Below are 22,839 nucleotides of genomic sequence, written 5' to 3' on the forward strand. Positions count from 1 at the left end.
GACCCTAATATAAGTCATCAATATCTGCCAGTACGACTTATCATCACGTAAAACAACGATACCTCTTAATGCCGCAAATGCCAGACAATCATTCTTATACTCGCATCAAAAAACTATCGCCGCTGCTTATTAATCAATTGGCAGCGGGTGAGGTAGTGACACGCCCAGCAGCCGTAGTCAAAGAGCTGCTAGAAAATGCCATTGACGCTGGTGCGACCAATATTGAGATACATATTACCCAAGGCGGCATGGGTATGATTGAAGTGATCGACAATGGCGTGGGTATTCATCCTGATGATATGGTCATGGCAATTACCCGTCATGCAACCAGTAAAGTCGCGGATGTCGCTAACTTACACGGTATTACGACGTTGGGTTTTCGCGGGGAGGCATTGGCAGCGACGGCGGCAGTATCTCGGCTGACTTTAACCAGTAGCCATGATGACAGTGGCATCGGTCGCCAGTTGCAAGTCGCGGGTGTGTTAGATGATGCGCCAAAGCTCATGCCAGTTGTGCATCATCGTGGTACGACCATTACGATTAAAGATTTATATTTTAACGTACCAGCACGCCGTGGCAATTTGAAATCTATTGCGACGGAGTTCGGTCATACCGAAACGATTGTGCGCGAAGTGGCTTTGGCGCGAGCAGATGTGGCACTGACGCTCTTTCATGACCATAAAAAACGGTTGTCACTTTCTTCAAGTGTGATGTCTTTAAGTACCATGTCTTCAACTGCAAGGCTTTCAAATTCAAAGTCTTTAAGTGCTGTTTCTACAAATGCTAATGGCAATAATAATGTCAATCCTTTGCCATTGGCACGTCTTGAGCAAGCGACTGGGTTGTCGTTAACCAAAACGGCGTTAGAGATAGCGATAGACCTCACCAGTTTAATGCAACCATCTAGAGAATATGTTAATAATAGCTTTGGTGATCAAGCAAGCGTTAATGGTTGGTTATGGCCTATCACTGATTCGCAGGATACCTTACCAAAGTTAATCTATGTGAATGGCAGACTGGTCAAAGAAGCATTGATAAGCAATCAGCTACGCCAACTTGCCCAAACTGCTCAGTTGGTGGGTATTGGCTATGCGCTTTATTTTGATTTGCCCACTCAGTGGCTCAATATCAATGTGCATCCATCTAAACAGCGTATTAAAATAAGTCCGCTCAATAATATTATGGCGCATGTAAGCCATGCGATTCGGGCAAAACTTAAGACAGTAGTGACTACAGAGATGATCAGTTCTGCTAATACTAATGCTATTCAAATACTAGGTAATAGTCAGATAGTAGATAGTAATTTGTCTATCGATAATGCATTCGCTACTGTAATGCCAAATACATCAACGACCATTCATTCAAGCAAAAGCCATCAGGTAAAAGCGCCCAAACAACCCTATCAGTTGTCAGAAAATAGGTATTCGCCTCAAACCTTAAACGTATCAAGTGTTTCTGAGAAAATAAGTCAAAACACCACAGATATCGCTAACGATGTCGCAATACATTCGACATCTTTGCCTTATTGCCTAGATGTTGTTACTCATTTAAATGAGGCATTAACCGAATCTGTTGGCACAACATATAGTGAGGACAAAGCGCTGCCTTGGTTATTGTTTTATCATCAAAGCCAATGTTTATTGATCGGTGCAGAGAATTGGCAATCAAAGATGCGTTCATTATTTGAGTCAAGTTTACTTAGTAATAGGGCAGGTAAAAAAGATCAATGGTTGCACAATGCAAATGACATTAATCAGCAACTTGCCGCCGTGAGCATGCAGATGTCAAAGCAAGATTTGATGGTGTTCTTGGCGGATATCGACGCGTTACTGACTCAGCATGCGATTAAAGCGATAGATGGTAATCAATTAGCAACATTGATGCTATTATCTGCGTCTGAGTCAAGATAGCTATAACGACAAAAAATATAATAAGCAAATTTTAGCAATGACACCGCTCAAAGTTATTTATTGCTACTAATATCATTAATAAAGGCAAGCCTATGCAACTTTCATCCGACAGCTCATCTTATCGCCTAAACGCCAATTTAGCGGATAATAGCGTGGTGTGTTTTATGGCGCCGACAGCAAGTGGCAAGACTGCACTGGCTTATGAGTTATATGATACAGGGCGTTATGAGCTAATTTCAGTAGATTCAGCGCTGATTTATCGTGATATGAATATCGGTACGGCAAAACCAACCGCTATTGAGTTGGCGCGTTATCCACATCATTTGGTTGATATTATCGATCCTATGCAGAGCTATAGCGTCGCCGAATTTGTGCATGACGTTGCCCGTTTGATTGATAGCTGTCACGAGAATGGCAAAATACCGTTGCTGGTTGGCGGTACTATGATGTATTACATGGCGCTGCTAGACGGGCTATCTCCAGTACCTGATAGTGATGATAGTGTTCGCGCACGTGTGGAGCAGTGGAGGCAAGATAAAGGCATTAGTGCGCTTTACGACTATTTGGGTGAGATAGATCCGATCAGCCATGAGCGCCTTAATGCGACTGATACTCAGCGCATCACCCGAGCAGTTGAAGTTTATCTGCAAACTGATATTCCTATAAGTGACTGGCAGCGAAAGCCCAAGCAGGCATTGGCAAATAATCCCAATCAGCAATGGCATGCATTGATAGTCATGCCTGATCGTCCATGGTTGCATACACGTATCGAGCAGCGTTTAGATATCATGTGGAATGACGGGTTGGTGCCTGAGGTCATTGGTCTGCTGGAGCGCTATCCTTTAACACCAAATCTACCATCCATGCGCTGCGTTGGTTATCGCCAAGTACTAGAATACCTAGTACATATCGATCACCCAGTATTTGAACAGCCTCATCTAGACAAAGCGCAATTTTACAGTGCTTTTGAAGTGTTCCAGTCTTCAGCTCAATCAAGCTTATCTGATGGTGCGACCGAGGCACTTGCTTGTCAGAAAATGCAAAATAAGGCATTATATGCGACAAGACAATTGGCAAAACGTCAGTACACATGGTTACGCAAAGTCATGCAATTGCCTAGTAATTCCATGGATGGGGCGATAGCAGCCGATACCTCTAGCGAGGAAGGCTATTCTATAGACCGCAATATGGTGGTAAAAGCATTCACTACCATGGCGCAGGCAAGAGACTATTTATATTAAATCTCTCAATGATAGTAGGGCGTGTCCTCATTTTAAAAATGGTGATAAAACTGAGATAAATCGTCTCAAAATATGGTATGAGTTAATACCTTATAAATACAATATGGTGTACTAAAAATATAGTATTGCAAAAAGCTCTATGCAACTATTCGAAAGTAATGACAATTAGTATCAAAATAAATCGTAGATAGCTGTTATAATTTAAATTCATCAAAATAGTAGGTGTAATACTAGCCTAACTGTGTATTTAATCAATATTAATTGACGTTTGTTGATAAAAATAACTAATGAAACAACTAGTTACTTAATTATTTACAATAATAATGTATTCGCGATAAAGTGGAATCACTTAAGAACAAGTAGCGTTTATTTAGATACGTTTTATAAAGAAAATTTATTATTGTATCTGCCGTTAGCCATTATAATTAAATTAACACTTAAAATAATTGGCATTAAAACATAATTAATAATATTTAGGAGAGCTCTCATGTCAAAAGGACAAACTTTACAAGATCCGTTTTTGAACTCGCTGCGCAAAGATCGCATTCCTGTCTCTATTTTTTTGGTCAATGGTATCAAGCTGCAAGGTCAGATTGAATCATTTGATCAGTACGTGGTATTGCTCAAAAACACTGTCAGTCAAATGGTATACAAACACGCTATCTCAACCGTCGTGCCGGCACGTAATCCACGTAGCAGTACGACGACAGGTACGAGCACCCAACCGCAAAGCGCTGCTCCAGCAGGTTATCAAGGCGGCGGATTTGAACGCGGTAGTAATCCTGCTAGCACAGGTGGCTTTGAAGAACGCGGTTTTGCGTCTAATCGCAGTGGTTTTAATCGTGGCGGCTTTAGCCAAGGTCAAGATCGTGGTTTTGAGCGTGGTAGCTTTGGTCAGAGTCAGGAGCGTGGCTTTGAGCGTGGCGGTTTTGGTCAAGACCGTGGTTTCGAAAACCCAGCAGAAAATACGGGTTTTGAGGAAAAACCAAATGATGGATCTAATGATAACAATGGTTAGAGACTAAGGGTTAGAGAGCAAGATTCATTATCGAAGGTGCATTACTAATACGTGATTTATCCGATCAAAACCTGCTTTTTATAGTGGGTTTTTTTTGTATAAACAAACGTATAATAATGGTCTGAAATGACGTGCCGAGTTGTTAGTGATTGGTTTCTTAGATTATTATTAATATTGGGCATAGTATAGTAAAATACAGTATTGATTCATTATAAAATAGAGCGAATCCATGAGTAATACCCAAATCAATCTAACCCATGAGCAGTTTATTAGTAAGGCCATCGAAGCGATTAACACTGAGATATCGGCATTGGCTTTGCTAACAGAGCAGATAGACGATAGGTTTGCACAAGCATGCGATATTATTTTGGCTTGTAAGGGTCGAGTCGTGGTCACTGGTATGGGTAAGTCAGGATTGATTGGGCGTAAAATAGCGGCGACGTTTGCCTCTACTGGCACGCCAGCCTTTTTTATGCATCCTGGTGAAGCTGGGCATGGAGATTTAGGCATGTTGGTAAAAGGTGATGTACTGCTTGCTATCTCTAACTCTGGTGAGTCTGATGAGATTAAGATGCTGCTGCCAGTGGTCAAACACCTAAATATTCCACTGATTAGTATTAGCCGTGATAAGCGCGGTATGTTGCCTCGTGCCGCGAACATTGTATTGACGCTCGGTAAATCGCAAGAGGCTTGTCCACTTAATCTTGCTCCTACTTCCAGTACCACGGCGACCTTAGCGCTTGGCGATGCATTGGCCGTTGCCTTAGTCCATGCGCGCAACTTTACCTCAGAGGATTTCGCATTATCGCATCCAGCAGGCGCATTGGGTCGTCAGCTGCTAACGCGAGTTGAAGATTTAATGCATACTAAGTCAGAAGATTTGCCGCTTATTCATCAGCAAGCGCCACTGCAAGAAGCGCTTTTTACTATGTCTGCTGGGCGCTTAGGAATGACGGTGGTGACCGATGATAATGATAAGGTGGTTGGGGTATTTACAGATGGTGACCTACGCCGTGGTCTAGAAAAGGGCATCGATTTGCAAACGCCGATGGGTGAAGTAATGGTTAGTAATCCACGGCGCATTAGCAAGACCATGCGCGCATCAGACGCGCTCAGTGTGATGAATGAAAATGGTATTAGCCAGTTGCTAATTATTGACGACCAAGATCGTTTAGAAGCAATTATTACGGTACATGATTTGCTACAAGCCGGTGTAAAATAAATAGAATTAATAAAGATATCGGTTTGTACAGTATAGATTCACACAGTATCTATTTATAACAATAAAATGTAAAAAATAGCCTTAAGAAAGAGGGACATGATGCAAGACTTAATCAAAAAAGCCGGACAAGTAAAGCTGTTGATAATGGATGTCGATGGTATTTTATCAAACGGTCAAATTATCTATGATGCCAATGGTATCGAGACCAAGGCCTTTTCTGTCCATGATGGCGTAGGCGTTAAGTCGTTAGCACGTTATGGCATTTTGACGGCTATTATTACAGGTCGTAGCAGTGCCATGGTAGATAAGCGCGCCACGGAAATGGGCGTTAATTATGTGGTGCAAGGTCGTGATGATAAGCTGGTTGCTTTAAATGAGCTACTAACCATACTTGATCCAGCGCTCAATATCACGGCTGCTGATTGCGCTTATATGGGCGATGATTTACCAGACATTAAAGCAATGCAGACCGTTGGATTTGCTGCAACAGTACCCAATGCGCATGCTGAAGTCATCAATCGCAGTGACATGGTCACCACCCGAGCAGGTGGCACTGGCGCTGTACGTGAAGTATGTGACCTCATTTTGAAAGGTCATGGACACTATCAAGACTTCATCGCGCACTATACGCTTGATGCAGAAAAAACTCAGGATGATTTGTCGTGAATACTCGTGTTTTAATAGTTCTTGCCTTGATTATTGCTGGTATTGCAGGTTGGTTTTTTCAACAGCAAGGAGAGATAGCGCCGCCAGTTAGTATGGAAGCGACCGATGTTGATTATGAAGCAACAGATATCAAAGCGGTACAGACTAATGAGAAAGGCGAAACTGAGTATGAGCTGACTGCCAAAACATTGACGCACAATCCAGAGACCAATTTAGACGAGATGTCAGGCATCACTATGAATTGGGAGCCATCGGCAGAGCAGCGTTATCGTATTGAAGCGGGTAGTGCTGCTATCAGTCAGCAGACGGGTGAACTCAGCTTGTCAGGGGGCTTTTCACTGGTCAGTGAAGGCAATAAAGACGCGCCAGATATTGAACCGATAAAGGTGACAGGTAGTATCCTTAAAGGCAATACCAAATCAGGGCAAGTATATAGTGACGCGCCTGTTAAGATTGAACAAGGCATGAATCGGTTTGAAGCTTCTAGCATGACAGCCAACCTTGAGACCGGTGAATATGAGTTTGGTCAAGTGGCTGTCACTTTTACTCCAGCTGAACGCCAAGATAAAGCATTGTTTTGATCGCAGTAACTCTTATTGATTATGTAATAAAAATAGCAGCTAGCATAAAGTTTGCAAATCCTACTACCCATTATAAAACGAGTGATTTTTATGACATCTAAATTTTTGCCTACTTTGCGCTCATCATTAGCACGCTTCAATCTAACATCGTGCCGCTTGCGTCAATTACATGTGCTGCCAACGGTTATGCTGCTGGCACTACCACTTTACAGTCATGCGCTGCCATCAGATGCCAATCAAGAAATAAAACTATTGGCTGATAAAGCGACCTATAGTGAGCGTACAGGCGTTACCAGCTACTCGGGTAGTGTTATTATCACTCAAGGTACGTTTAAAATGACCGCTGATAACATTACGGTTAACCTATCACAGGGTCGTAGTATCAATTCAGCAGTAGCGACCGGACGCCCTGCAACCATGCAACAGGTAGTCACACAAGAAAAAGGGCTGGCGAAAGGTCAAGCCAATAAGATTGATTATAATGCGGTCACTGGTATTGTTACTTTGACGGGTAATGCTAAGTTGGTTCAAAATGGCGCAAGTTTTGCGGGTAATGTCATTCGTTATAGCCTAAAAGCTGGTGATGTTGAAGCAACTGCTGGCGGTAATCAGCGCGTAGAGTTAGTCTTTCCGCCCAGTAGTAATGGTAGCCAAAGTAGCATCCGCTAAAAAGCTGAATGGTGAATGTAACTGTATCAACACCCTTTAGTGTATCAGTGCTTGAATTCTGCAACCGTATGAGTAAGTTATGAGTGATAATAAAAATACAAACCCTTTAGCAACCAACAACAACGCAGCACCTGCGACGCGACTATCAATGCAAAATCTAGGCAAACGCTATGGTAAGCGCTGGGTTGTGAAAGATGTCTCTTTCTCCGTAGAACAAGGGCAAGTCGTTGGTTTATTAGGTCCAAATGGTGCAGGGAAGACAACCAGCTTTTATATGGTGGTAGGGTTGGTCAATATGGATAAAGGCCGTGTCACTTTAGGAAAAATGGATCTGTCTAAATATGCCATGCATGAGCGTGCGCGTGCAGGAATTGGTTACTTACCACAAGAGGCGTCTATTTTTCGCAAATTGTCTATCGAAGACAACATCTTGGCTATTTTAGAAACTCGCAAAGAATTAAATAAAAGCGAGCAAAAGCAAGAGCTGGAAAAACTAATCGGTGAATTCCATCTAGAGCATGTACGAAAATCATTAGGCATGAGCGTATCAGGTGGTGAGCGTCGTCGCTGTGAAATTGCCCGTGCATTGGCGGCTGACCCAAAATTCATTTTATTAGATGAGCCATTTGCAGGCGTGGATCCTATCTCTGTTGGTGATATCAAAGACGTTATTTTGACCCTCAAAAATCGTGGTATTGGTGTTTTGATTACCGATCATAACGTTCGCGATACCTTGGCTATTTGTGAGAAAGCTTATATCGTCTCAGAAGGTTCTATTATCGCTGAGGGTACTTCTAGTGAAGTGTTAGAAAATGAATTGGTAAAAGCCGTTTATCTGGGTAAAGACTTTCACGTATAAATGAGGATGTGTTGAATATTGTACTTGTCTCGAATACATTTTTTTGCTAAATGCGCATCGATTAGCTCTGCGTATTTTTAAATGTTTAATACACCCTTAATATCTTAACGTGTTTTTCGTGCTACTATTTACGCTGTCTGTTAAACTTATAATTTCCATTAAGTTCTCAAGACAGCGCTTGCTACTTTTCCTATATCTAGCTATTCATCATATTTAGCATCACCTCTTCTATAAGATCTAGTCCATCATACTGATGGCTAATTTATCTCAAAGATCATTCTCAAATTAACGCTTATCAGAGCGTCACGATATTTTATCAATTAATCTTGATTGGACACTTGAATAAGGTTCATACGTTATGGCAAAAAATAAAAGTAGTTATGTCTGTCAGCATTGCGGCGCGCATTTTGGCAAGTGGGCAGGGCAATGTACCGATTGCGGTGAATGGAATAGCTTGGTTGAAGCACCAAATGTCAGCATGCCGCATCACAATAAAAACGTTTCTAAACCAGCAGCAAATCGATCAGCATCTCGTGAATCAGGTGGTGCACCATCAGGAAATTATTCGGGTACGCATAGTGCGGTCATGCCGCTCAATGCCGTGAGCGTAACGCTAGACACACGCTTACCAACTGGTATTAGTGAGTTTGATCGTGTACTTGGTGGTGGATTGGTTGCTGGTTCAGTCGTTTTAATCGGCGGTGATCCTGGTATCGGTAAATCGACGATTTTGCTGCAAACTGCGACTAATATGGCACGTGCCGACTCGTTGGCAGGTAGCGCCTTGTATGTGACTGGTGAAGAATCATTGGCACAGGTTGCTATGCGCGCTAGGCGCTTAGATTTACCGGCCGATAGATTACGCGTACTGGCCGAAACCAATGTAGAGACTATTTGTGCCGCCTTGACTCAAGAGCAGCCCGCCATCGCTATTATTGACTCTATTCAAACCATTTATACGGATGCAATCAATTCTGCACCTGGCGGCGTCAGTCAAATTCGAGAGTCTGCGGCTATCTTGACTCGCTACGCCAAACAGACTGGCACCGCGCTATTTTTAGTGGGTCACGTGACCAAGGAAGGCACGCTCGCAGGGCCGCGCGTTCTTGAACACATGGTTGATACGGTCTTATATTTTGAAGGTCAATCAGACTCACGCTTTCGGATGATTCGTGCCGTCAAAAACCGCTTCGGTGCCGTCAACGAATTAGGTATTTTCGGTATGACAGATATGGGACTGAAAGAGGTCGCCAATCCATCAGCGATATTTTTGAGTCGCTATGACAAACCCGTTGCTGGATCTGTCGTCATGGTCAGCCGCGAAGGCACACGACCCTTGTTGGTGGAGGTACAAGCGTTAGTGGATGATTCGCAAGGCTCACCTAGACGAATGGCATTAGGATTGGATTTTCAGCGCCTGTCCATGCTGCTGGCCGTCATGCATCGTCATGGCGGCATTCATACCAGCGGACAAGATGTGTATGTCAACGTCGTCGGTGGTGTCAAGGTCATAGAGACGGGATCTGACTTAGCAGTATTGTTGGCTTGTGCCTCAAGTATTAAAGAAAAAGCGTTGCCATCGTCATTGGCTGTATTTGGTGAAGTGGGATTGTCGGGTGAAATCCGTCCTGTACCGAACGGTCAAGAACGTTTGAAGGAAGCGATGAAACATGGATTTAAGCACGCCATTATTCCAAAAGCCAATGCGCCTGCTAAGGATGCTCCTCAATTTAAAGGCATCAATGTGATTGCCGTTGAACGTCTTGATGATGCCATTGAAAGTGCATTTGAACTGTAAAGTGTAAGGGTTAATCATTTTGATTATGGTTGTTTTATAAATTATTGCTAAGCGCTACAGCTTTATCTGTAGCCTAATGGATACAATAAACTGAAACTACAAAAAAGCGCCTAACACTGATGTGTTAGGCGCTTTTTATGGTTTTTTTTATGGTTTAATGCAAATAGACTGTTTTTTAGAATTATGGTCCTGAAACGCGCTCAATAGCAACATTACCCACACCTTTACCTGTAATACCGAGTTTTTTGGCAGCACCATAAGACAAATCTAGCACACGGTTACCATGGAATGGACCACGATCATTCACTTTTACCACGACGCTTTTACCATTAGTCTTATTCGTGACTTTAACATAGCAATTCAATGGCAGTGAACGATGCGCCGCTGTCAAACCATTCATATCGAATGTTTCGCCACTGGCTGTTTTACGACCATGGAATTTACGACCATACCAAGAGGCTAGGCCTGTTTGCTTAAATTTACTGACCGAGTTAGAGGCTACGGCTGTCAGACGCTCTAATACATCTTCATCATTAGTCAGTTGAGAGGTGTCACTGGCTAACAGCGAGCTGCTAAGTGCCAATGAAGTTGGTTGGCGTGCTGACTTCACCAAACTTGATGCGCCATCATGCTGACGGCTAAGCTCACCAAGTATACGATCGATATGGGAGGCGTTATCTTGTGAAATCATCGCAAGAGAGGTTTTTGCTTCTACAGCATTTGCATTAGTAGCAACTGCGGAGCCAGCAAACAATACTGCTGACATGGTAAGTAAACCAGATAAACGCTTATTCATAGATACCTCTATAACTTATACTTTAAAATCTAACTCTAATAGTTCTAGACTGAGCGTGGCAATGTTAGACCAATCTAACAGCGTCACAAACTCTAAAGCCGCATCATCAATATTTTTTTCATATAATTATTGATACTAAACGTGGCTTTTATAGATTTTAAGGCATGGTAATTTTTCATTTTATTATCATAAGCGGGTCAGGATAATACGACCAAAGATACTTATGAAACGCTCAAATGACAGCTAACGATATTAGTAGAATACCCAATCTAAATACAAAGGTTGAGTATAGAGTCCGCTATATTTGCTATTTACAAATTTTCTAACATTGCTAAATTAATAAAGGTTTTAGAAGGCCTTACGTGTGTCTTTGTTATTAAACCGTTAATTAAGTAGTGTATTTGAAAGCTTGCAATCTACAATTCGCTAACTATACGTACGAGCTACAACCAAAATATAATTAAATGCAAAGTTTATTAGTAGCTATGTACGGGTTATGTATCAAAGTACAGTTAAACGAGGTTAACGCAATTATTTGTAAAAAACAAGGATTAAAATCTATCAGTACCAATTGGCAACGAAGTGTTTTAATGAGAGGAAATATGAGGGTTTTTTTTAATTATTTCAATTAAATCAATGGCTTGTATTTATTATTAAAAGTAGATAGAAGGATTTTTATGGCAAGTTATAGGACTTTCCATAAAATGATGAAACAATAAAATTTGTTAGAAACTCTTAATTTGTTGTTGATTTATATTTATTTTCGACCATTTTGCATGTGACAACACTCTAAATGAAGACTTTAATTGGCTGGTTCATCCGCCTTACGACTTTTATATAGCCTGTATTTTTTGATTTTTAACATGAATAACATTAAGGTGAAGTTTGAATGTTCATTAGAGAATCACTAGTAACTGTGCATCAACTGGGCTTGTGAGTGTGAATGGACATAAGTAGTCCAAATCCTGCCATCAAAGTGACGATCGCAGTACCGCCATAGCTAATGAAGGGCAGAGGAACGCCAACGACGGGTAAAATACCACCAACCATACCCACATTAACGAACACATAAACAAAGAAAGACATGGCAATTGCACCCGCTAGTAATCTACTATATACATCAGGATGGGTGAAAGCGATGTATAAGGCGCGCAGGAGCAAACAGGAATAAATGAACATTAATAAAATCACGCCCAACAAACCAAACTCTTCTGAAAAAGCCGCGATAATAAAATCAGTATGACCTTCTGGTAAAAAATGTAAATGCGACTGCGTGCCCTCTAAATAGCCCTTACCAGTGAGCCCACCCGCACCGATAGCGGTTTTTGACTGAATGATATTCCATCCAGCCCCTTGTACATCGGCTTCTGGATTGAGCAGTGTTAAGACACGGGTACGCTGATAATCATGTAATAGAAAATTCCAAGCAATCGCAATAAGCGGTATCGCTAATATGGCAGCAGCTGAAATCAATCGCCAAGACAACCCTGCTAAAAAAAGCACAAAAATACCACTGGCTGCCACCAATAGCGACGTCCCAAGATCAGGCTCTTTTGCAATTAATAATACAGGGACGATGATTAAGGCTAAGGTAATGACGATGCTAGATAGAGAGGGCGGTAGATCACGCTTGGATAAAAACCAAGCACACATCATTGGCATCCCAAGTTTCATAAATTCTGAGGGTTGCACACTGCCAAACCCTGGTAAATTAATCCAGCGCTGAGCACCCATACGTACTTCACCGATAATATCTACCAATACCAATAAAATTAATCCCATTACATAAAAGATGGGTGTAAAAGTGCGATAAAGGCTAGGCGGTATCTGTGCCATGATAAACATAACCGTAAAGGCCACACCATAGCTGACCATTTGACGTAATACCATACCGACATCTTGACCGGCCGCACTATATAAAATTGTCAAACCAATGCAGCAAACCGTCAATAAGAGAAGGGTCAACCATGGATCGATATGTATACGCTGCCATAACGATGGTGCATGGCCTTGGCCTAAATGATGGCTCTGACGTGAAAAACGGTATTGTGGATTAGAAGACATAGGCAAAGTGTGTCTGGCAATTGAGGTAAGAGGGAAGTTTCAAATCAAATCAACATTTAAAGGTAATCGCACCATATCTATATCTATGCAAGTAAAATATCGTAGATAAAGTAACACATAAGAAATAAAGTCACATAATTATAAAAATTATAAGGATAAGTGTTAATTACCAATAACACGCCTCTGATTAGAGGCGATAGTTTAGCTTGCTTGCTGAAAATTTGATAGTATCGATAAAACGTTTTTAGCGGTAGCTTGTTGCAATGACCAATACAAAAAAATATCCTTATAGGCAGATTCATAAGCCTATGCTTGCACTACTCATGTGTGCCAGTAGCATCTCTGTTCATGCCGCTATTATCAGCGATAATAGTGAGCGCCGTATCCAAGTACGTCAGGGTAGTAGCAGTAACGCTCACATCAGACCTTCGACGAATACTACAAGCTATAATTCTGGCGTTACCATGCTGAGTGGCGATAGCATGCAAGGATTGATTGCTCAAAAGCAGCGTGATTTTGAGTTCGATGACAGTCTGTCTATTGAAGAAAATAAGCGCATGAATGTCAATCGGCGCGCGCCTGCTTATAATACAACTTACAGTAATAACAGCTACAGCACTGCGAATAATACTTACAATAGTACTTATACTGATTCTATTAGTATGGATTTTAACGCGTGGTTGAATAGCAATAGCTACCGTGCTAGGCAAGTAGCAGATTTTCAACGCTACCTAAATTCGCGGGTAGGGGTACACAATGTACCGCCTATGTCGCAGTTGCTCACAACAGCGCGAAGCTGGAGCAAATGTGGTTATGAGCCTTATCAGTTGCCACCGCAAGAGTTATGGGCAAATATCGTCCCAACATTACGTTTGTACGGCGAATTGAAGCATCAAGGAATTCTACCTATCAGTAGTGAAATACGCTCGGTATATCGCAGTCCTGGTCTTAATGACTGTGCAGGCGGCGCCGATAGTAGCAAGCATATGAATGCCAGTGCTATCGACATCTGGGTGCCAGAATATGAAGATAACTTATGGCGGCTCAGTACGATGCAAGATGGCTTATGCCAGTTTTGGCAATATCAAGGACAATCTCATAATTTCGGTTTAGGACTATATGCTACAGGTGCGATACATCTAGACACGGATGGTTATCGTAAATGGGGCTTTAATCATGCCAGTAGCTCATCTTCGTGCCGTTATTAAGTCATTTATGATCTATCAAAAAATCAAATAAATATGAGCCAGAGGTAATTAAAGTAGAGTAAAAGCGCTATAATAATACTGATGAAAGGCAGCGCTAAATGATAAATAGTTTAGCATTAAAAAACTATGGTTAATGATCATTTAGTTTATGAAATCACATAGCGTCTATTGTAAGTAGGATTTATGAAGAAGCGGTATTCAACGATGGTGAAAACACATAAGTCTGATAAGCCAAAAAAAGCGTTTTTGCAATCAAATAACACATATATGGCTTTGTTTGGTTCAATCTTGCTATCTCTTTTATTGATCAGTGCTTGTAGCCCAGAAACGTTTTCTGAACAAGGCTCTCTAACGGCAGAAGATTCCGCTACTGATCCTGACAGAAACTTACAGGACGTTGAAGATATTGAAGATAATATTAAGAACTCTTATGCTCGGCTGGCTTCAAAGCGCTCAGATATCTGTCCAAAACTTATACAAGAAGAGATAGGTAGTCAGGTCGTTGAGCGTACTGCAGAAGTGATGGTGAATAATCATTGTGATTATTTCTTATACCCACGCAGTGGTCAGCAGATCTCGGTTAGCATTAACGACAGTCAAATTGAAGCGCTACTGATAGTGCCAGCCCTGCATGACTTCGCCAATGGTGATTATAAAGTAGACTCTTATGACAAGCACGTGATTCGATTGACCTATAATGGTGCAACTTATAAGCCTGAAAATTTCATGTATGACGTGGCAGTGACTATTTCTGGTTAAGAGCATTATTTTTTTGTATGGACAACTCACTATCGACTTTTATTACCACTCATAAACAGTGTTATTCATAATTTATTACTACTCATAAAGAGTGCCAATCTATAAAGAAATGCTGGGCAATACTAAGTAGTGTTGCCCAGCATTTCTTTGTGCGGCTATTTATTAGTCTTTTTCTCTTTCCAAGGATCCTCTTGTCCAACGGTGACAATTAAGAAATCATCAGGCTTAAGGGTATCTTGCATGGTTTGATTGACTTCTGATAGCTTTACTTGATCCACACGTTTGACATAATCAGTTAGATAGCTGTTTGGTAATTGATAAAAATTCATCATCCCAAGTAAGCCATTAATTCCTGCATTGCTCGCAAAACCCATCGGAAAGCTATTCTTAAGATTGTCCGTCGTTAAGCGCATCTCAGTGCTGGTAATTCCTTTTTCTAAAGTGTCATTGATAACGGCTAAGCTGGCATCAATGGCCGCGCGCGCCTTGTCATTACGCGTTGAAAAACCGATTTGGTACGGTCCTCGTGCCAGCATGGGATTCATATAGCCTGATATGCCATAAGTGTAGCCCAAGTTTTGTCTAATCTCAGTCATGAGTCGCGCATTAAAATCACCGCCCGCAAGTACCTCATTACCAACCGCAAAGTTGGTTTGCTTCTGCTGAGACTGGGGATCGGTGGCGCGCTTATCTCCCAATTGTCCCATAAGTACGGTGGTTTGAGTACTTGGAAAGGGGATATGAATGTGCTTGGCTTGGCTCAGTGGTTTTGGTTCAGGCAGCTCAGTTGCAGGCTGACCTTTCGGTAATTTGCTAGTGATATCTTCCGCAAGTTTTTTTGCCTGTTCTAGGGTTAGATTACCAGTGATGGCAACAGAGGCATTCGCTGCGACTAAGTAGCGGTTTTTGAAATCTATCAGTTGTTGCTTTTCGATAGTAGGAACGCTTTCAAGCGTACCCGCTGATGGATGGGCGTAAGGATGCTCGCCATACAATGCTTCGCTAAATGCGATGCTAGCAAGGCTGTTGGGATCTTGTTTTTGCTGCTGCAAACCAACCAATAATCGTGCTTTATTACGTGCTAGGATGCTGTCGTCAAAAGCGGGTTCGCTGAGCATCTGAGTCATTAAATCAACGGCTGGAAGTAGATGCTTATCATCAGATAAGCTACGTAGCGAGACAATAAACATGTCTTTATAAGCACTACTATTTAGATTGATGCCCAAGGTTTCGACAGCGCGAGTAAATTCATTTTCGTCTAAGCGTTTAGAGCCTTGCGTCAACATAGTGGCAGTCATATTAGCAATACCAAAGCCTGTGTTACTAATACTGCCATCACGGGCGCTACCAGCGTTAAAACGCAAGTCGATATCGACAATCGGTAAGGCTGTTGTCTGTACAAAACGTACGGGAACGCCTGCCTTGGTTTTGAACTGCTGAATTGTTGGGATAGTAACGGTTAACGGTTTATCATCGTCAAGGCTGGTTAGCTTTGATAATGCGGCAATCGGTGCGCTGGTATCCACTGCCGCAGAGCCACGATATTCTTCAGCATCTGTTGTGTTTGCTTGTGCTGTCAACGTTGTTAGACCTAGCAAGATGCCAACACTAAGATGCGACAGTTTTTGCATGGTGGCGGTTGCTGATGGTATTGAGCTGCACGCTTTTTTTCTATTTTGCAACAAATCACTATTTTGAGTCATGGTTTTCTTCTTATAAATAAGGTCTTTATGATTGGCGCTTGTATCGAATAAAGAGCTAACACGGCACAATTATTTCTCTGTCGCTGCTTGGTCTTTAGGTGGGATGACATGCATCACTGTTAAATTATCCTTTACCAAATACTTTTTGCTAGCAGCCCGTATGTCAGCAATCGTCACGCTATCGAGTTTGGTGGGCAATTTGGCAAGCAGCGTATCGTCAAGACCGATAGACTGTAATGAGCCAATCATCTGCGCCTGACCTTCCATGCTGTCTTGCGCATAGACGAGCCCTGTGACCGTATTGGTTTTGGCACGCTCGATTTCATCAGCAGCGATGGGATCGGTTTTGAGCTTTTCTATTTCAGCCATAATGGCTTGTTGTGCTTGCTCTAAGCTGACACCTTCACGTGGAGTCGCTTGTATCAAAAACAGTCCATCGCCACGATCTAGCAAGTCATATGAAGTGCCCACCGTGGTCAGCAGACCTTGCTCGCGTATCAATCGCCTCTCAAGGCGGGCAGAGAGACCACCGTCTAATACATCTTGAGCCAGTGAGAGCGCATAAGCTTGTTTTTCATTAGCTGCACCAGCAGTGACGAGACTGGGTACGTTATAACCCATTAATAATACTGGCACTTGTACGGCTTGCTCGGAGTCAACTTTCTGATAGCCACGGAAGCCTTTTTGACTGACGGCAGGACGTTTAGGTAGATCGCTTGGTGTTAGCTCACCAAAGTAACGTTTGACTTGAGCCAACACCTCTTGCGGTTTAACGTCGCCAACGATGACTAACGTTGCATTGTTTGGTGCGTACCATGTTTTATACCAGTCTTTTAAATCTGTAAGGGTAATGGATTCAAGCTCATCCATCGGACCAATAACGGATTCGCCTTTTGGACTATTCGGAAGCGCCAATAAGCGAAATGACTCATAAGCCTTGGCAAGTGGATTATCATCAGTGCGTTGGCGGCGCTCCTCCATGACAACTTGGTGCTCTTTGGTAAATTCCTGCTCATTAAACAGTAGGTTTTTCATACGATCCGCTTCTAGCTCTAGTGCTAAAGGAAAGCGGTTGGCAGGGAATAGCTCGTAATAGCCCGTATAGTCGTAGCTGGTAAACGCATTATTGACGCCGCCAAATTTAGCAATCAAGCGCTCATAGTCGTCGCTCGAAACGTTAGTAGTGCCTTTAAACATCATATGCTCAAGCAAATGCGAGATGCCCCCTTTATCCAGTGGCTCATCTGCTGACCCAACTCGATACCAGATTTGAGTCATTACCACAGGTGCGCGATGGTCTTCTTTTACCACTACCTTTAGACCGTTTTCTAATTGATATTCGTGTCGACCTGACATATCCATGGTCAATGCTGATGAGGGCTGAATGTCTTGACCTGATTTAGCGGTATTTAGCTCATCTTTACCCAAGGTATTTTGAATGACCGGCTTCTGAGCAGTCGACAATGTGTTAGCACTGATAGTACTGGTTTGGCAAGCAGCAAGAGTCGTTGCTATTGCTAAGGCGCAGGCAAGACGTAGAGAGGCGGTAGGTAAGGGCGACGGTGATAAAGGCAGTGGCATGGTATATTCTACTTATATAAAATGGCAACTTGTAAATTGATCAGTGGTTAGATCACTCTCAATACTAGCGATAGATAGCAGGTTTTATAAAGATTTATGTGCCCCAACCATCACACTGGCTGTTGGCTTAAATTCTTGGGTGGTATTACAGCCTGTCGCAGATAGTACCAGTGTCGCTACTAATAAAGCTGCGCTGATGCTGATTGCTTTTTTACCGTACGTTTTGTCAGTATTAGATAGTGATGGCATAGATAATTCCTAAAAATGAGGGTTGAGTGAGCGATAGTGAAGTAATTGGTAAGTTTTGAAATAAGGCTTGTTCTACAATAAACTCTGGTAGAGTAGGCGAAGTTTAGCATGTGCAAGGTCAGATTTTTGTTGCCAAATCTTAAGCGAAACTTTCTAAAGGGATGATGTGACTTGCCAGATTTGCAAAAATTGACGATAGGCTATGATGGTAAGGTCTGAGCACAACTCGAATTATGATAAACTAGGCTAAAAATTGACTGTCGTGGGTCATGATCCATGACAAAAACATGACGACATACCAACCCATTTAAAATAATCAAATAACTGACCGTGATAACTTTTAGGGCAAGCTTATGAATAACTCCAATAATAGCAGTCGTGTAATCATTAATCTCGATGGCAATCTTGATGACTTAGATGACGATGATATTACCTTACCCAGTCTGCCTTCGCAATCTGTGCCCATTATCGATGAGAAAGAAGATGCAGGCTCTATCCAAGCGCCCAATGATCAAAGCATCGAAGATCAGCAAAAAGACAGCACGATAAACAAAGATGTCTCAAGTGCTGATGCGGCACAAAACATTGCTTTGGGTGCGCCAATTGTGAGGACAGAAGAGCAAAGCACGTCTCAAAACGCCTCTGAAAGCTTTATAAGCGCTTCATCAGCTGATAACGATAATAATAAAAATATTGATACTAAGCTTAGCACTATTTCTACTGCCCCAACCATGCCACTACAAGAGCAACTTGGCGATAGCCCAAATGTCAGTCCTGCGAGTAGTGCGGTACAAGTGACCACTCAACCAGAAATCGAATCTACAGAGCTGCAAGAAAACAAGAAAAAAGGCAGCTGGTTTAACCGCATGAAAACGGGGCTAAGTAAGTCGCGTAAAAATCTTGCCGAAGGTATGGTCAGTATTTTGATCGGTGGCAAAGAGATTGATGATGAGCTATTGGAAGAAGTCGAAGATCAACTGCTGGTTGCCGATATCGGTGTCAATGCGACCAATCGTATTATCAAAAGTCTGACCGAGCAGACAGATCGTGGTGATTTGATTTATGCGCATTCATTATATAAAGCGTTGCAAACTGAATTGGTTGATATTTTAACGCCAAAAGTCGCACCACTCATTATTGATACCAGTAAAAAACCTTTTGTGATTTTAGTTGTGGGTGTCAACGGTGTCGGTAAAACCACGACGATTGGTAAACTTGCCAAGCGCTTACAAGGTGAAGGCAAATCCGTCATGTTGGCAGCTGGTGATACCTTCCGTGCCGCTGCTACTGAACAGCTACAAATTTGGGGTGAGCGTAATAACATTCCAGTCGTCGCTCAAGGTCACGGCTCTGATAGTGCCTCTGTTATCTTTGATGCCATGCAGTCTGCCAAAGCAAAAAATATTGATGTATTAATCGCTGATACTGCTGGACGCTTGCAGAATAAAACCCACCTGATGGCAGAGCTTGAAAAAGTGGTACGCGTCATGCGTAAAGCTGATCCAAGCGCACCGCACGAAGGCATGATTGTCCTCGATGCTGGCACGGGTCAAAATGCGATTAATCAAGTAGAACTCTTTAACAAAATCGTACCATTAACCGGTATTACCATTACCAAACTAGATGGCACTGCAAAAGGTGGCGTGGTCTTTAATATTGCTGAAACGACGGATGTGCCGATTCGCTATATTGGTGTTGGTGAGTCGATTGATGATTTACGTGCCTTTAGTCCAAAACAATTTGTCGCTGCATTATTTGAGACCGATGATAAAGAGTAGCGCTCGATAGGTCATTTTAATAGATCATTTTAGTCGATGAACGATTTTTGAAAATATCATCATTTGAAAGGAAGCATCATGATAGTCACCACAGCCGCTTTTGGGGCACACCAGCTAACGTTAATTGCGAGTGTCAATGAGCATAGTCGTCCTAAGCTGGTAGAAGTCAATTGGCTGATAGCAGGTGACTCTTGGCATAGCTCAAAATCTATTCCTAAACTTAAGAAGCATTATGGGCTTGTCGATCAGAGCTTTACGTTTATCAATGAGGACAGCCTAAGCGAAAATGAGCCTGCCCAAGCGCTACTCATAGAGACTATAGCGCAATTAAAATCGTATTTTAAAGGTGATCGTCAGGCATTCGATTTGCCATTAGATATCAGCTTAGGAACCAAGTTTCAGCAACGAGTTTGGCAAGCGTTACAAGATATTGGCTATGGCGAAACTATAAGCTATGCGACACTGGCACAAAATGTCGCTAGTCCCAAAGGGTTTCGCGCGGTTGCTAATGCTAACAGTAAAAACCCTTTTAGCATTATCGTTCCGTGTCATCGTGTCATTGCTAGCGATGGTAAGCTTGGTGGCTATACAGGTGGACTGGATAAAAAAACATACTTGCTAGCGCTCGAAGGTGTCGAGGTTAAGCGTTAGTTCTTTTGATTGTACAAGTCTGATATCGTTTTTCCGATATAAATTTCCGATGCAAATAGTATCAATAGCATGCGTGCAAAGGATAGGCTAAAAGTAGAATATTATGAATAATACGACCACTAAAATATCGGCTATGAAAATATTACAACCTATCACCATTGGTGGTGTCATCTTTAAAAACCGTACGATGTTTCCACCATTGACGACTGGCTATGAAGACAAAGACGGCAGTATCAGCTCACAGAGCCGTGCCTTTTATACTCGTCTTGCCAAGGGTGGCACAGGCTATATCGTGTTAGGTGACGTCGCACCTGTCCGTAGTTTTGCGCCGACGCCTAAATTATTTGATGATAGCCAAATAGACAGTTTCCGGCTACTTGCTGATAATGTGCATGCTTACGGTGCCAAGCTTGGCGTGCAGATTTTTTATCCTGAGTATGACGTTAATGTCCTTAACGCCTTGTTTGCTGCTGGCGAGATGAACAAGGTACGCACCCAGCTCAATCATGACATGCAACATTTCGTTAATGAGGTGTCAGAAGACGCTTTGATGGATATTATCGACAAGATGTGTGCCTGTGCAGTGCGTGCACAAAAAGCGGGGGTAGATGTCATTCAGGTGCATGGCGACAGACTGGTCGGCGCGCTATGCAGCACACAAATGAACACGCGCACGGATAAGTTTGGCGGCTCTCTTGAGAATCGTACACGCTTTGCTTTGATGTTAGTAGAGGCACTAAAAAAAGTCGTACCAGATATGATTATCGATTATAAATTATCGGTTGTCACACCTGAACGCGGTAAAGGTGGTGTTGATGAAATCGACGCGCCAGAGTTTGCACAGTGGCTTGAAGCAGCTGGCGTGGATATGTTGCATGTTGGGCAAGCGAACCATACGGGCAATATGGCAGACACGATCCCGCCGATGGGCGTGCAGCCTTACTGCTTCTTTGCTGATATCACAGGTGTCGTTAAGCAAGCGGTTTCCATCCCGGTTAGCACCTCAGGGCGTATTATCGATCCTGACATGGGTGAGGGTATACTGCAAAATGGCAAGGCTGATATGATTGGGATTGGTCGTGCGCTATTAGCGGATCCTGATTGGGCGAACAAGGTGGGCTCAGATAAAGCCACTGATATCGTTCGCTGTATATGCTGCAACGAAGGCTGCGTTGATAATGTTTTAAATCGCTCGTTTATTTCTTGCGTGGTCAATCCTGAAAATGGCTTTGAAGAAACGCGTTTTATTATGTCTGCTCAAATGAAGAAGAATGTTGTGGTCGTCGGTGGCGGTCCTGCAGGGTTGGAAGCTGCCCGTGTGGCTGCAAAGAAAGGTCATAGTGTAACCCTGTTTGAAACCGCTACTGAGCTGGGTGGGCAGTTGCACATCGCTGCCGTCCCGCCGCGTAAAAATGAAATACGCCGAGCCATAGAAGACTTGGTACATGCCGTACACACTCAGGGTGTAACGTTAAAATTGGGTCAAACAGCGAATATTCAAAGCATACTAGCGCTAGAGCCTGATGCTGTTATCGTCGCAGTCGGTGCGTCAAGTTTTATACCGCCAATTCCAGGTATAGATGGCAAAAACGTCTATGATGCGTGGCAGGTGCTGGCAGGTAAGTATAAAGTATCTGGGCGCGTGGCGGTAATCGGTGGTGGTGTGGTCGGCTGTGAGACCGCTGAATATCTTGCTACACAAGGCTGCAAGGTATCGATAATAGAGATGCGTGATCAGATTGGTAGTGATATCAGCGTGACTGTTTTACCTAGCATGCTCGAAAATTATAAGGCATACGGTGTAGAACAATATACTGGATATATGGTAACAAGCATTAACAGCGGTGAAGTAAGTTGCGAAGATAAAAATGGCAGTATTGCCCAAATTCCATACGACTATGTCGTTATCGCTAGTGGTGCGCGTCCCGTAGTCTTCGATACAGAGGCTTTGAGCGTTAAAGGTATTGAGGTCGTGCAGGTAGGTGATTGTTGTGAGGTTGCTGATATATCATATGCAACCAAGTCAGCATACGATGCAGCGAATGCGCTTTAGTAAATCCGATTTTTCACTATTAAATGGTTGTTA

18 protein-coding genes and 1 pseudogene are annotated in these 22,839 nt (G+C 42.6%); 14 read left to right on the forward strand and 5 right to left on the reverse strand.

Annotated elements, in window-relative coordinates:
• Positions 1-68: 68 nt before the first annotated feature.
• The 9 genes from mutL to radA all read left to right on the forward strand — a co-directional run bounded on the left by mutL (position 69) and on the right by radA (position 9,964).
• On the forward strand, positions 69-1,910 hold the full coding sequence (gene mutL, locus ACP7AE_RS00195) for a DNA mismatch repair endonuclease MutL (RefSeq protein ID WP_426240948.1): 1,842 nt from the start codon (positions 69-71) through the stop codon (positions 1,908-1,910).
• A 92-nt stretch (positions 1,911-2,002) separates the two neighbouring features.
• The gene (gene miaA / locus ACP7AE_RS00200; RefSeq protein WP_426240949.1) at positions 2,003-3,151 is read left to right on the forward strand and encodes a tRNA (adenosine(37)-N6)-dimethylallyltransferase MiaA; all 1,149 of its coding nucleotides are present in this window, start codon (positions 2,003-2,005) and stop codon (positions 3,149-3,151) included.
• Positions 3,152-3,638: 487 nt separating this feature from the next.
• The gene (gene hfq / locus ACP7AE_RS00205) at positions 3,639-4,169 is read left to right on the forward strand and encodes an RNA chaperone Hfq (RefSeq protein ID WP_201553881.1); all 531 of its coding nucleotides are present in this window, start codon (positions 3,639-3,641) and stop codon (positions 4,167-4,169) included.
• Between the two features lie 229 nt (positions 4,170-4,398).
• A complete protein-coding gene (locus ACP7AE_RS00210; RefSeq protein ID WP_055124929.1) occupies positions 4,399-5,391 on the forward strand; it encodes a KpsF/GutQ family sugar-phosphate isomerase in 993 nt (330 codons plus the stop codon).
• Positions 5,392-5,490: 99 nt separating this feature from the next.
• A complete protein-coding gene (locus ACP7AE_RS00215; RefSeq protein WP_426241157.1) occupies positions 5,491-6,057 on the forward strand; it encodes a KdsC family phosphatase in 567 nt (188 codons plus the stop codon).
• Complete coding sequence (gene lptC, locus ACP7AE_RS00220) at positions 6,054-6,638, forward strand: LPS export ABC transporter periplasmic protein LptC (protein WP_426240950.1); 585 nt, start codon at positions 6,054-6,056, stop codon at positions 6,636-6,638. Before ACP7AE_RS00215 ends, lptC begins: the two co-directional genes overlap by 4 nt.
• Positions 6,639-6,728: 90 nt before the next feature.
• Complete coding sequence (gene lptA, locus ACP7AE_RS00225; protein ID WP_045452840.1) at positions 6,729-7,307, forward strand: lipopolysaccharide transport periplasmic protein LptA; 579 nt, start codon at positions 6,729-6,731, stop codon at positions 7,305-7,307.
• A 79-nt stretch (positions 7,308-7,386) separates the two neighbouring features.
• Positions 7,387-8,166 (forward strand): LPS export ABC transporter ATP-binding protein, encoded by a 780-nt coding sequence (gene lptB / locus ACP7AE_RS00230; protein ID WP_198330736.1) that lies wholly within the window; start codon positions 7,387-7,389, stop codon positions 8,164-8,166.
• Between the two features lie 358 nt (positions 8,167-8,524).
• Positions 8,525-9,964, forward strand: a complete 1,440-nt coding sequence (radA, locus tag ACP7AE_RS00235) for a DNA repair protein RadA (RefSeq protein ID WP_198330737.1) — start codon at positions 8,525-8,527, stop codon at positions 9,962-9,964.
• A gap of 181 nt (positions 9,965-10,145) precedes the next feature.
• On the opposite strand, the pseudogene ACP7AE_RS00240 reads toward radA, so the two are convergent.
• A pseudogene (locus ACP7AE_RS00240) lies at positions 10,146-10,487 on the reverse strand (septal ring lytic transglycosylase RlpA family protein); the annotation flags it as partial.
• A gap of 1,194 nt (positions 10,488-11,681) precedes the next feature.
• Positions 11,682-12,824 carry a rod shape-determining protein RodA gene (gene rodA, locus ACP7AE_RS00245; RefSeq protein ID WP_055124925.1) on the reverse strand — a complete coding sequence of 381 codons (1,143 nt, stop codon included), beginning with the start codon at positions 12,822-12,824 and terminating at the stop codon, positions 11,682-11,684.
• A gap of 263 nt (positions 12,825-13,087) precedes the next feature.
• Here rodA and ACP7AE_RS00250 point away from each other — a divergent pair, with 263 nt between their 5' ends.
• Together ACP7AE_RS00250 and ACP7AE_RS00255 are read left to right on the forward strand one after the other, a co-directional pair.
• Positions 13,088-14,032, forward strand: a complete 945-nt coding sequence (locus tag ACP7AE_RS00250; RefSeq protein ID WP_198329832.1) for a D-Ala-D-Ala carboxypeptidase family metallohydrolase — start codon at positions 13,088-13,090, stop codon at positions 14,030-14,032.
• Positions 14,033-14,215: 183 nt separating this feature from the next.
• A complete protein-coding gene (locus ACP7AE_RS00255) occupies positions 14,216-14,791 on the forward strand; it encodes a hypothetical protein (protein ID WP_198329833.1) in 576 nt (191 codons plus the stop codon).
• Positions 14,792-14,946: 155 nt separating this feature from the next.
• Here the strand turns inward: ACP7AE_RS00255 and ACP7AE_RS00260 are convergent, their stop codons facing one another.
• From ACP7AE_RS00260 to ACP7AE_RS00270, 3 genes are all read right to left on the reverse strand, one after another.
• Positions 14,947-16,494: a M16 family metallopeptidase gene (locus ACP7AE_RS00260; protein WP_426240951.1), complete on the reverse strand. Its 1,548-nt coding sequence runs from the start codon at positions 16,492-16,494 to the stop codon at positions 14,947-14,949.
• Positions 16,495-16,563: 69 nt separating this feature from the next.
• Complete coding sequence (locus ACP7AE_RS00265; protein WP_426240952.1) at positions 16,564-18,075, reverse strand: M16 family metallopeptidase; 1,512 nt, start codon at positions 18,073-18,075, stop codon at positions 16,564-16,566.
• Between the two features lie 84 nt (positions 18,076-18,159).
• Positions 18,160-18,324 carry a hypothetical protein gene (locus ACP7AE_RS00270; RefSeq protein ID WP_157908393.1) on the reverse strand — a complete coding sequence of 55 codons (165 nt, stop codon included), beginning with the start codon at positions 18,322-18,324 and terminating at the stop codon, positions 18,160-18,162.
• A 731-nt stretch (positions 18,325-19,055) separates the two neighbouring features.
• On the opposite strand from ACP7AE_RS00270, the gene ftsY reads away from it, so the two are divergent.
• The 3 genes from ftsY to bilR all read left to right on the forward strand — a co-directional run bounded on the left by ftsY (position 19,056) and on the right by bilR (position 22,806).
• Positions 19,056-20,102 carry a signal recognition particle-docking protein FtsY gene (gene ftsY / locus ACP7AE_RS00275; RefSeq protein ID WP_426241158.1) on the forward strand — a complete coding sequence of 349 codons (1,047 nt, stop codon included), beginning with the start codon at positions 19,056-19,058 and terminating at the stop codon, positions 20,100-20,102.
• 78 nt (positions 20,103-20,180) lie between these two features.
• A complete protein-coding gene (locus ACP7AE_RS00280) occupies positions 20,181-20,753 on the forward strand; it encodes a methylated-DNA--[protein]-cysteine S-methyltransferase (protein ID WP_426240953.1) in 573 nt (190 codons plus the stop codon).
• A gap of 103 nt (positions 20,754-20,856) precedes the next feature.
• Entirely contained in the window at positions 20,857-22,806 is a 1,950-nt protein-coding gene (gene bilR / locus ACP7AE_RS00285) for a bilirubin reductase, long form (protein ID WP_426240954.1), read from the forward strand.
• The last annotated feature ends 33 nt before the right edge of the window (positions 22,807-22,839 follow it).

The sequence above is a fragment of the Psychrobacter sp. TWP2-1-2 genome, from assembly GCF_049896785.1.
GTDB lineage: Bacteria > Pseudomonadota > Gammaproteobacteria > Pseudomonadales > Moraxellaceae > Psychrobacter.